10 protein-coding genes and 1 pseudogene are annotated in these 11,081 nt (G+C 58.5%); 8 read left to right on the top strand and 3 right to left on the bottom strand.

What is annotated here, in order from left to right:
- Nucleotides 1-19 precede the first annotated feature (19 nt).
- On the top strand, nt 20-814 hold the full coding sequence (locus ACP7A4_RS17940) for an SPOR domain-containing protein (RefSeq protein ID WP_426247892.1): 795 nt from the start codon (nt 20-22) through the stop codon (nt 812-814).
- The gene (gene rimI, locus ACP7A4_RS17935; RefSeq protein WP_426247891.1) at nt 807-1,259 is read left to right on the top strand and encodes a ribosomal protein S18-alanine N-acetyltransferase; all 453 of its coding nucleotides are present in this window, start codon (nt 807-809) and stop codon (nt 1,257-1,259) included. The genes ACP7A4_RS17940 and rimI overlap by 8 nt, the downstream gene beginning before the upstream one ends.
- Nucleotides 1,260-1,316: 57 nt before the next feature.
- Here rimI and ACP7A4_RS17930 read toward each other — a convergent pair whose 3' ends face one another.
- Nucleotides 1,317-1,730, bottom strand: coding sequence for a hypothetical protein (locus ACP7A4_RS17930; RefSeq protein WP_059762396.1), 414 nt, complete (start codon nt 1,728-1,730; stop codon nt 1,317-1,319).
- Between the two features lie 152 nt (nt 1,731-1,882).
- Here ACP7A4_RS17930 and can point away from each other — a divergent pair, with 152 nt between their 5' ends.
- Nucleotides 1,883-2,527 (top strand): carbonate dehydratase, encoded by a 645-nt coding sequence (can, locus tag ACP7A4_RS17925; protein ID WP_426247890.1) that lies wholly within the window; start codon nt 1,883-1,885, stop codon nt 2,525-2,527.
- Between the two features lie 54 nt (nt 2,528-2,581).
- Here the strand turns inward: can and ACP7A4_RS17920 are convergent, their stop codons facing one another.
- Both ACP7A4_RS17920 and ACP7A4_RS17915 read right to left on the bottom strand, forming a co-directional pair.
- Entirely contained in the window at nt 2,582-4,000 is a 1,419-nt protein-coding gene (locus ACP7A4_RS17920) for a short-chain fatty acid transporter (protein WP_203303696.1), read from the bottom strand.
- Nucleotides 4,001-4,129: 129 nt separating this feature from the next.
- Complete coding sequence (locus ACP7A4_RS17915; protein WP_426247889.1) at nt 4,130-4,360, bottom strand: DUF6555 family protein; 231 nt, start codon at nt 4,358-4,360, stop codon at nt 4,130-4,132.
- A 213-nt stretch (nt 4,361-4,573) separates the two neighbouring features.
- Between ACP7A4_RS17915 and ACP7A4_RS17910 the strand changes: the two are divergent.
- The 5 genes and pseudogenes from ACP7A4_RS17910 to ACP7A4_RS17890 all read left to right on the top strand — a co-directional run.
- Nucleotides 4,574-5,350 (top strand): annotated as a pseudogene (locus ACP7A4_RS17910) (PAS domain-containing protein); the annotation flags it as partial.
- 108 nt (nt 5,351-5,458) lie between these two features.
- Nucleotides 5,459-5,890, top strand: coding sequence for a methyl-accepting chemotaxis protein (locus ACP7A4_RS17905; RefSeq protein WP_236442637.1), 432 nt, complete (start codon nt 5,459-5,461; stop codon nt 5,888-5,890).
- Nucleotides 5,891-5,987: 97 nt separating this feature from the next.
- Nucleotides 5,988-6,872 (top strand): Dyp-type peroxidase, encoded by an 885-nt coding sequence (locus tag ACP7A4_RS17900; protein WP_203303694.1) that lies wholly within the window; start codon nt 5,988-5,990, stop codon nt 6,870-6,872.
- 92 nt (nt 6,873-6,964) lie between these two features.
- On the top strand, nt 6,965-9,796 hold the full coding sequence (locus tag ACP7A4_RS17895) for a response regulator (protein WP_059762401.1): 2,832 nt from the start codon (nt 6,965-6,967) through the stop codon (nt 9,794-9,796).
- A complete protein-coding gene (locus ACP7A4_RS17890) occupies nt 9,786-10,976 on the top strand; it encodes an EAL domain-containing response regulator (protein WP_059762402.1) in 1,191 nt (396 codons plus the stop codon). Before ACP7A4_RS17895 ends, ACP7A4_RS17890 begins: the two co-directional genes overlap by 11 nt.
- Nucleotides 10,977-11,081 lie beyond the last annotated feature (105 nt).

Genomic DNA, 11,081 nt, shown 5'->3' with positions numbered 1-11,081 from the left:
ATCCACAGATGGCCGACCCTTGTTGAATGAGTCCCGCCGCCGCGCTTACTTGACCGCCATGCAAGTGGTCAGTTGGTTACCGCGCACTGAATTGCCGTTTGCCGCCCCGTCGCGGCCAGAACTGCTGGTGCTTGATGAGGTGCCTGTAGCGCCCGTGATTGCGCAGCCTGTGGCCAAGGCCAAGGCCAAGGCCAAGGTGGTGGTCGCACCGAGCGCACCTGCCGAGCGGCCAAAGATCGAAGTGCCACGGCCTTCGGTCACCGTGCGTGCGGCGAGCAAACCGGTGGTCGAAGCCGACGTCGCGCCCGTGGTGGCCAAAGCGGCGCCCGTGCCGCCCCCGCGTTTTGCCTTGCAGTTACTGCGCGCAGGGCGTTGCCTGGTGTTGGTGGAGTTACCCACAGGAGGGGCGTTCCAAAGCCGCGATCCAGCCTATTTGTTGCTCAAAGACATGCTGCGTGCTGCGGGCTTGCCCGACAGCCCGCAAATCATTGGCGAGCCGATTCGCTGGCCTTTGCTGCGCCGTGGCAACGTCGATCAAGGGCCGGAAGCGGCCCGTGAATTCGTCCAGGGCTTTCTGATGGCACGCCTTGAAGACGCCGAGTGCGCCTGCTTATGGTTGATCGGATTGCCTGCGGTACGTTTCGCCGGTGAGGTCAACGCCGAGTCGTTTAATCGCGAACTTGAAATTGAAGGGTTGGGCTGCGCATGGGCGCTGCCGGGCCTTGAACTGTTAATGGATGAGCCACACCGCAAAGCGGATGTGTGGCAAGCCATGCGCCGGCTGATGGCGCGCTGGAAACCTATCAATGAGTGACGCTGTAACGTTCCGCCCGATGACCGAGGTGGACCTCGATGCCGTACTGAAAATTGAATACGCGGCATTCAGCCACCCGTGGACCCGAGGCATCTTTCTCGACGGGTTGGGCAAATATCACATCTGGCTGATGTTTGAAGGCGAGCAGCAAGTGGGCCACGGCGTGGTGCAGATCATTCTGGACGAAGCGCATTTGCTCAACATCACGGTCAAACCTGAAAGTCAGGGCCGTGGCCTGGGGCTTAAACTGCTGGAACACTTGATGTCGATTGCCTATCAGCATGAAGCCCGTGAGTGCTTTCTCGAACTGCGCGACAGCAATACCGCGGCCTTCAAGTTGTACGAGCGCTATGGCTTTAACGAGATCGGCCGCCGCCGCGACTATTACCCGGCAGTGGGCGGTCGCGAAGATGCGGTGGTCATGGCCTGTACATTGGTGGACTGACCGTTTGACCCCCACCCAGGCCTCGCCTTTTGGGAGAGGCTTGGGGGTGAGGGGCTTTTAATCTTTACGTCCCACCGGGTCAATATCGGCCAGTTCGGCCTCATCCAGCCCACGGCCTGCGCCGATCTCGTCTTCATCCACCACGCTTAAATCCCAATCGGCCGCGCCGCCACGGGCTTGCGCGGCTTCCTGGGCATCGCGTGCGCCGTCTTCAGGGGTGAGCATGTCGGCGTCCAGATCATCCGGGTTTGAGTCCCGGCCAGGCAGTGCGGCGCCACTCAGTTCTTTGTTACGGGGACGATGGGCGGCCACATGGCGCTCGTATTCTTCATCGCTCAGCAAATCAGTCAAAGGCTCATGCGTGTCTTCGTCATCGTCGAAATCCAGCGGCTCAACCGAGCCCATGCGGTCTTCGGTATCGTCGATTTCTGACGGCTCTTGCGCCCCGAATGGGCGGCGTGAATCGGTCATGGTAAATCCTCATACTGTGGGGCCTGATACGGTGGACTGTAGCTAAGCTTGAAGATTCCACCTGATTGCCCACTGGATTTGGCATTTGCCCACGTGACCCCGACCGCCGGTCGGCTGTCAAAGCTGCGCATCAACTCTTGAGGCCTTACCGTATGAACGAACTACAAGATCTGATTGATAACAACGCACGCTGGGCGGATGCGATCAAGCAGCAAGATCCCGAATTTTTCGCCAAGCTGGCTCGCCAGCAAGCGCCGGAATACCTATGGATTGGTTGTTCGGACGCACGCGTACCGGCCAACGAGATCGTCGGCATGCTGCCCGGCGATCTGTTTGTACACCGCAACGTCGCCAATGTGGTGCTGCACACCGACCTCAACTGCTTGTCAGTGATTCAATACGCGGTCGATGTTTTGAAGGTCAAACACATCCTGGTCACCGGCCACTACGGTTGCGGCGGTGTCCGCGCCTCGATGAAGGACCAGCAACTGGGCCTGATTGACGGCTGGTTACGCTCGATTCGCGACCTGTATTACGAAAACCGCGAAGCGCTGGCGCTGCTGCCCACCGAAGAAGAACGGGTTGACCGCCTGTGCGAACTCAACGTGATTCAACAGGTGGCCAATGTGGGGCATACCAACATTGTGCAAAACGCCTGGCACCGCGGGCAGAGCCTGTCGGTTCATGGCTGTATTTACGGGATCAAGGACGGTCGCTGGAAAAGCCTGAACACCACCATCAGCGGCCTGGACCAGTTACCGCCACAATACCGCTTGCGTCCGGTAAAACCGGTCTAAACAGCACTCTGAGCCCAACCCTCCCTCAAAGGGAGTGGGTTGGGCGCAGGGTTTTTACGGCATCACAGGTGGTACATACGTCAGCGTCGTTCCCAACGCCCACAGTAAAAACAGCACCAGGGGCGCATGCACCAACAACTGCACGAACGAAAACCCGATCAAGTCCCGAGCCTTCAACCCCAGCACACCCAATAGCGGCAACATATAAAACGGGTTAATCAAGTTGGGCAGCGCTTCAGCCGCGTTGTAGATCTGTACCGCCCAGCCCAAGTGATAACCCAGGTCATTGGCCACTTGCATCACGTACGGCGCTTCGATGATCCACTTGCCGCCACCCGACGGGATGAAGAACCCCAGCACCGCCGAGTACACGCCCATCAATACGGCATAGGTGTCGTGAGACGCGATTTGCACGAAAAACGTCGAGATGTGATGCGCCAGGGTTTGTCCGTCGCTGCCTTTGACCACGGTCATCAATGCGGCAATCGAGCCGTACAGCGGAAACTGAATCATCACCCCGGTTGTGGTCGGCACGGCGCTGGCGACGGCATTCAGAAAACTGCGCGGTCGCCAATGCAGCAGCGCGCCGAGCATCAAGAACAAAAAGTTGTAAGTATTAAGCCCCGAAATAGCGCTGATCGCCGGCTTGGTCGAGAACTCGTGAAACAACCAGCCTGCCGCCAGCAGCACCAGCAATAGGGTCAGCAGCGGGCTGTATTCCAGCCATTCGCCCGGTCGGGTGCGTTCAGGCAGCTTGGGCAGGCTGAAACTGGGGTCGATGCCGCACGCTGCGGCATCGCGCGCCGACTCCGGGCCGGGTGCCGTGGCGTATGCCACGATCAACGACACCACCACCAGCGCCGCCAGTAACACGCCGGACTGCCACAGAAAGATGGTTTCAGTGAACGGGATGACCCCGGTAATCGCCAGAATAGACGGCGGCAAACTGCCCGGGTTGGCCTGCAACTGCGCCGCCGAAGACGACAACCCCAAGGCCCACACCGCGCCAAGGCCCAGGTACGCGGCCGCGCCAGCCGCGCGGTAGTCCATGCGCAAGTTCGTACGGCGCGCCAGTGCCCGCACCAGCAAGCCCCCAAAGACCAGTGACAAGCCCCAATTGAGCAAGGAGGCGACCATCGAAATCAACGCCACCCAGCACACGGCCTGGCGTCCGTTCTTGGGTACTTGCGCCAGTTTGTCGATCAGTTTGACGGCGGGCGGTGAGCTGGCGACTACGTAGCCACCGATGACCACGAAGGCCATTTGCATGGTGAAGGGGATCAGGCTCCAGAAACCATCGCCAAACGCCATCGCCGCGTCTGTGGGTTTGGCCCCCATTGCCATCGTGGCCAGCGCCACTGTGATCACCGCAACGGCGGCAAACACCCATGAATCGGGGAACCAGCGTTCGGCCCAATTGGAACAGCGCAGGGCAAAGCGGGCATAACGGCTGGCTTCAATCTCAGCGGCCATGGGACATACCTCAATTTCTTATGATTATGGTGACGCCTGCACCCAGCCTTTGAAGGTTCAAGGCATAGGCGGCGACTGAGCACACCATAAATCAATCCTGAGGTATTGCCGATGGGCACGCGCGCAGGCTTAGGTGGAGGCCGAGCGCCATGTCACGTTGGTGACGCCTTTTTTTTCCATGTCGGCGCGGCTGAGTTTTTTCGCAGCATCGCGATCATTGCGCGCGATACGTTCGACCCCCGCGTCGCAACCGGCCCAATACCACGCCGTGGCGTCGTTCAGGCTGGTCTGGCGGATGATGAAAGATTTCGGTGTGCCGTGCAGCGTGTAATCAATAACGAAAAGTTTGGATGAGTTCATGGCTTAACAATGGCTCCCTGTGATGTATTTGGGATTGCGTGCATCTCAAAAAATTCACTTCAATTGTCGGTGTCATACACACCGGTTTAAGGGGGTGGATCGGCCAGGTTTCGTACGTAAAGTATTTTTGATCAACGGTCGTGTTTCGGACTTCAGAAAAGGCACTCCTAGCCGATTCTGTTTCACGCAGACCATCATTGCCCCGGGTATCCCATGTTTAACAAACGCTTGAAGCAAGAGCTAGCGGCTCTTCGTGAAGAACTGTCCAGCTTGCAACAAGTTAAAGAGAGCCTGGACAGCGAAATGCTGGTGCTCTCGTTGGGGGCAGATGGACGCATTGAGACCGCAAATCACAATTTCACCCACGAAATGCTTTACGCCAATAGCGCGCTGATTGGGCGGCACATTGACGACCTGGTCCCTGCGCACCTGAAAAACGACGAGCACTTGCGTCGTTTCAAAACGGCCATGACGCGCAGTGAGCATTTCAGCGGCACCATACGGTTGCTGCGCGGCAATGGACAAGACGCCTGGCTACGCTCGATCGTGCAGCCGATTCTTGATTCCAGTGGCCGCGTGTTGCGCATTTCGATTTTTTCCAGCGACCTGACGCGCACCATCGAAGCGTCCCGCGACCACGAAAACCTGATGAGCGCATTGCTGCGCTCCACCGCTGTGATTGAGTTCAACCTCAATGGCGAAGTGCTGACCGCCAATGACCGCTTTCTCAATGGCATGGGCTACTCGCTGGCGCAGATTCAAGGCAAGCATCACCGCATGTTCTGTACCCCGCAGGAGCAAGGCAGCGCCGAGTATCAAGCGTTCTGGAAGCGCCTGAACGCGGGTGAGTTTGTCGCCGGTCGCTTTCAGCGCATTGACAGTCACGGCCGCGACGTGTGGCTCGAAGCGTCGTACAACCCGGTACGTGACGCCAATAACACGCTGTACAAAGTGGTCAAGTTCGCCACGGTCATTACCGATCAAATTCATCAGGAACAAGCGGTGTCCGAGGCCGCCGGCATTGCCTACAGCACGTCTTTGCAAACCGATGAGAGTGCCCAGCGCGGTACCAAAGTCGTGACCCAGGCCGTGGATGTGATGCGTGACCTGGCCAAGCACATGCAGCAGGCCGGGGACGGCATTGAGGCCTTGAATGATCAATCGCAAGTGATTGGCACCATCGTCAAAACCATCAGTGGCATTGCCGAGCAAACTAACTTGCTGGCACTCAACGCCGCCATCGAGGCCGCGCGTGCCGGTGAGCAGGGGCGTGGGTTTGCTGTGGTCGCCGACGAAGTGCGGCAGTTGGCGTCTCGTACCAGCAAAGCCACCGAAGAAATCATTAATGTGGTGCGCCAGAATCAGGACATGGCCCGCGACGCCGTGGCCTTGATGGCCGATGGCAAGTTACAGGCTGAAGAAGGGCTGGCGCTGGCGGCGGAAGCGGGCACGGTGATTGTTGAGATTCAGGACGGTGCGCAAAAAGTGGTGAGCGCGGTCGGGCAGTTTGCTAACCAACTCTCGTCTTAAACATTGATATGCCGGGGTTGCACTCAAGAAAAGTAAGCTCCGGGTGACGGAAAAAGTACGGGTAGGCGTAAACTCTGCGCTTTCCAAAGGAGTTTCTATGAGTCTCTACCAGTCGAGCATTCTGACTAAGCCGATCCCTTCGCAAGCGCGTTATATGTTTTTCGCCCTCAAGTCAGTAGAAGCCTTGCCGGCCGCACTTGACGTTCTGTCGCAGTGGGTGGACGGCAAAAGCGTGGTGGCGGGTTTTGGTTCGCCGCTGGTAATGGCTTTGGGCGCTAAAGTTCAGGGCTTGCGCGTGTTCCCGGCGCTCAATGCCATGGTCGAAAACCCGTCAACCCAGCATGCGCTGTGGCTGTGGCTGCTGGGCGATGACCGTGGCGAGCTGCTGCACCGCAGCCAAAAGATTGAAACCGCGCTGGCCTCTGCATTCAACCTGCTGCAAGTCACCGAAGGCTTTCGCTACGGGACCGACCGCGACTTGACCGGCTACGAAGACGGTACTGAAAACCCGGTGGACGAGGCCGCCGTCGACGCCGCCATCGTTGCCAACGCAGGACCGGGGCTGGATGGCGGCAGTTTTGTGGCCATTCAACAGTGGCAGCATGACCTGAACGGTTTCGCGGCACTGCCGAGCGAGGAGCAGGACAACATCATGGGCCGTCGCATGAGCGACAACGAAGAACTGGACGACGCCCCCGCATCCGCCCACGTCAAACGTACTGCGCAAGAGAGCTTCAGCCCTGAAGCCTTTATCGTGCGCCGTTCCATGCCGTGGACCGAGAACGGTAAGTCGGGTCTGATGTTTGTCGCCTTCGGTCGTACCTTGAACGCCTTTGAAGTGCAACTGCGCCGCATGAGCGGCCTGGAAGACGGCATTATTGACGGCCTGTACCGTTACAGCCGACCGCTCAATGGCGGCTATTACTGGTGCCCGCCGCTCAAGGACGGGCGTCTGGATTTCAGCGCAGTCAGCCCTGCCTGAGTTTTATTTGCACGCATACAGTGTGTTGGCTGAACCGTTTTTTTAAGGTTTGTCTGATGTTTCAAAGGCTGCCAGATCCCTAGTCTGGCGGCATGAAGCTCAAACAGTTTTTCCGTCCGTTAGATGCCTCGTTCTCGACCTCAATCGCAGCGCGTACCTTACTGCGTTCTTTTTTCGTCGCGTTGTTGCTTTCGTTGTTCGGCGGGCTTTACGTTTACCTCAATTCCAGCTTTGACCGTGAAATCTCCCAGCGTCGCGGTTACATGAGCGGTGCCATTCTTGAGGCCCAGCGTTTTTTTACGGGCCATGAAATTCTTCTCAAAAACCTCAGTTTGTCGGCGGTGCGCAACAGCAAACCGGCGGTGCTGGAACCTGAAGAAGACAGTGACGAATTCCAGTTGGTGCTGGGTGAGGGCGCCCACTCCTGGAGCCTGTGGCAGACCTCTCGCGAACTGGATTACCTGCGCCGTAAAAAAATCAATCTGCTGTACGTCAGGGCGGGCAGTGTCGTGCAGGCCGAGCGCTTGACTCAGACAACACTTAACCCGGTGGCAGTGGATCAGGACGTGTTGCGCCAGCTCAAAGCGCTCGAACACTCGCAGGCTTCGGTTGCCGGGGAGCACTGGTTCAACGCCACACCCAACCTGGTGCTCACTGAAAACAGCGCGTTGTACCTGTTCACGTTGCTCGACAAGCGTGATCCCGCGTCGGGCTGGTTGGGGCTGGAAATAGAAGGGGCTGATATTTCCGCCGCGATGGACCGCAAGCATGCGGGTGATTTTGTGGTGCTCAATGCCCAGGGCGAAGAGATTTTTGCCAGCGCCTTGAACCCCGGTTTACGCCAGGCCCTGAAAAGTTTTGCCGGTGACAAACACTTTGGTTTTACCGGCGAAGGCGTGTGGCCGGACTACCTGATCATGCGCAACCAGTTGGGGTACGCCGACCTGAACGTGGTGTATTCGATGGAGTTCGGCCATTTGCTGCTGGCCATGCGTGAGCCGTTGCTGATTGCGCTGTTGCTGGCCGTGGGCTGCGCGCTGGCGCTGGGCCTGTTGGTGCGGCGCATTGAGCGGCAATTGATTAACCCGGCGATTAATCGCAAGCAGGCGTTGATAGAGAGTGAGGCGTTCAGTCGCGCAGTGATCCAGACCGCGCCGGTGGCCCTGTGCGTATTACGGCGTGCCAACGGCGCAGTGGTGCTGGAAAACACCCTGGCCCAGCAATGGCTGGGACGTGGCCGTGAGCGCGACGCGTTGTGCCATGACTGGATCGATCAGGCGTACAACGGTGACGGCCTGCACCGTGTCGACGAGTTTTCGGTGGCGGGTCGGCATTTACACATCAGCTGTGTGGCCACCCGTTACAAAGGTGAGGACGTGTTGCTGTGTGCGTTCAGCGATATTAGCGCGCACAAGGACGTCGAGCTGGCGCTGGAGCAGGCCAAGCGCGAAGCCGACAAGGCCAATGAAGCCAAAACCTTGTTTCTTGCCACCATGAGCCATGAGATCCGCACCCCGCTCTATGGTGCCCTGGGCACCCTTGAGTTATTGAGCCGCACCCAGTTGAATCCGCGACAAAAGGAGTACCTGCACGCCATCCAGAACTCCTCATCAACCTTGCTGCAATTGATTTGCGACGTGCTGGATGTGTCAAAGATCGAGGCTGGTCAGTTGGTGCTGGAGGTCAATGAGTTTGCGCCACTGGACTTGATCCAGGACGTGGTCAATGGCTATTCGGCGGCCGCGCAAAGCAAAGGTTTGCAACTGTATGCCCACATTGATCCGCAGTTGCCCGAGCAACTGATCGGTGATGGCCCGCGCATCCGTCAGATCCTGAACAACTTGCTGAGCAATGCGGTCAAGTTCACCGAAAGTGGGCAAATCGTTGTGCGGGTCAAGGTTGAAAGCCGAAACGATGAACGGGTGACGGTGCTGTGGCAGGTCACGGACACCGGGCAGGGCATTGCTCAGCAGGACCAGCCATTTTTGTTCGACCCGTTTTATCAGACCGGCACCCGTGCCAACGTGATCACGGGCACGGGGTTGGGCTTGTCGATCTGTCAGCGCCTGATGTACCTGATGAGCGGCAGCATGCGCGTGGTCAGCGAGCCGGGGCTGGGTAGCAGTTTTACCTTGAGCTTGCCGCTCGAACAGGGCAATGCATCACGGATCACGACGCCCGTTGAGTTGCTGCCTGAAACCGTGTTTGTGCTGTCGTCGATGCCGGAAATGGCCGAGAACATCAGTGGCTGGTTACGCCGCTGGGGCGCCAGGGCGCAAGTGCTGCGCCCCGGTATGGACATCAGCGACCGCAACGCGGTGCTGGTTGAAATTCACCCCGGTGATTGCACACATAACCATGAGCTGGAATGGCCGGGACCGGTGGTCGTGGCCTGCGGCAATGTGTGCTTTGCCCAGCCTGAACACGAAGCGCCGCAGTGGCATGTCAACTTGAGCTACTTGCAGGATTTGCGTCGCGCGGTCAGTCAGGCGCAAGGGCTAAGCCCGTATGCGCGGCCTGCTGGCCTGGCAACCAGTGTTTTCAAACCCTTGGGTTTGCACGTATTGGTGGTGGAAGACAACGCCATCAGCCAGTTGATTCTCAAAGACCAGCTTGAAGAGCTGGGCTGCACGGTCGACCTGGCCTCGGACGGCCTGGAGGCGCTGGCACTGTGGCAACAGTCGACCTTTGACCGGGTGCTGACGGACGTCAACATGCCGCGTATGAATGGTTACGAACTGGCCGCACAATTGCGCCAGCTCGATAGCAGCGTGCCCATCATTGGGGCCACCGCCAACGCGCAGCACGAAGAGCGTGCCCGTTGCCTGGCGGTGGGGATGAATGAATGCCTGGTCAAACCGTTTGGCCTCAGCGCCTTATTTACTTGCCTTGAGCAAACCCGGAGCAAGCCGCATGCCGTATAGCGTTCTGATCGTCGAGGACCATCCTTTTCAGCATGAATACTTGCTCAACCTGTTTCGTGACTTGGGCAATATTCGGGTCGAAGCGGCCCGTGACGGCAATGAAGCGTTTGAGTGGCTGCAAAAGCAGCCTTTTGATCTGGTGCTCACCGATTTATTGATGCCAGGCATGGACGGCGTGCAACTGATCCAGCGCCTGGCATCTTTGCCGCACAAACCGGCACTGGCGATCATGAGCGCGGCCTCGCGGCGCATGATTGTCAGTGCCAGCCTGGTGGCGCAAAGCATGGGGTTGACGGTGGTAGGGCAATTGTCCAAACCCGTGGTCCCCGCGGCGGTCCGTACCTTGATGACCACACTGGACAAATTACTCACCAGCGATCAACCCCTTAAGCGCGAGCCGTTGGTGCTGGAGCGTGAAGCCCTGCGCGCGGCAATGGCAAGTGGTGCGTTGCAAGCGTGGTTCCAGCCCAAAAAATCACTTCATGACGGCCACATCGTGGCTGCCGAGGCCCTGGCGCGCTGGGTTCATCCTGAGCTGGGATTGTTGATGCCCGCTGACTTTTTGCCGTCGTTGGTGGGGCATGGGTTGGAAAAAGAGCTGTTGCTGCTGTTTATCAAGCAAACCATTGCCGCCCAGAGCAGTTGGGCCAGCCAGGGCTATGACATTCCCGTGTCGATCAACTTGCCCACCCATTTGCTCGATGACGATGACCTGGCCGACGCCTTGCATGATTACGTGCGCGCCGAAGGCGGGATACCGGCCAAGCTCGCCTTTGAGTTGATGGAGTGCTCCACCACGCAGGACATCAGCAAGTATTACGCTGGCGCCTGCCGGTTGCGCATGAAAGGTTTTGGGCTGGCCCAGGACGACTTTGGGCAGGGTTTCAGCTCGTATTTCAATTTGGTGTCGACACCGTTCACCGAACTGAAAATCGACCGTGCGCTGGTGCATGGCTGTGTCGAAAATGAAAACCTGGCCTCGGCGTTGGCCAGTATTGTGGCCTTGGGTCGCCAGTTGGGTCTGGAGGTGGTCGCCGAAGGGGTGGAGAGTCAGGAAGAGCTGGCCCTGCTGCGCAAGCTCAACTGTGACCGGGTGCAGGGTTTTCTGATATCGCGTGCCGTATCATCAGGCCACTTCGGGCACCTGCTGCATGAGGATGCTCCGCCGCGGCTGCACTGACCCCGGCAAGAGGCCGCATCTGGCCTGAAAATGGACCGCCTTTATCCGCCGCCATCCGCTCGTCTACGCTACGAGCCTGAGCCCGTTGGGCCATCACGCCAAAAA

It is taken from the genome of Pseudomonas sp. TWR3-1-1 (assembly GCF_049896545.1).
In the GTDB taxonomy this organism is placed as follows: domain Bacteria; phylum Pseudomonadota; class Gammaproteobacteria; order Pseudomonadales; family Pseudomonadaceae; genus Aquipseudomonas; species Aquipseudomonas weihenstephanensis.
Note: the sequence above shows the minus strand (reverse complement) of the source record. Positions and strands in the feature narration are given on the sequence as shown.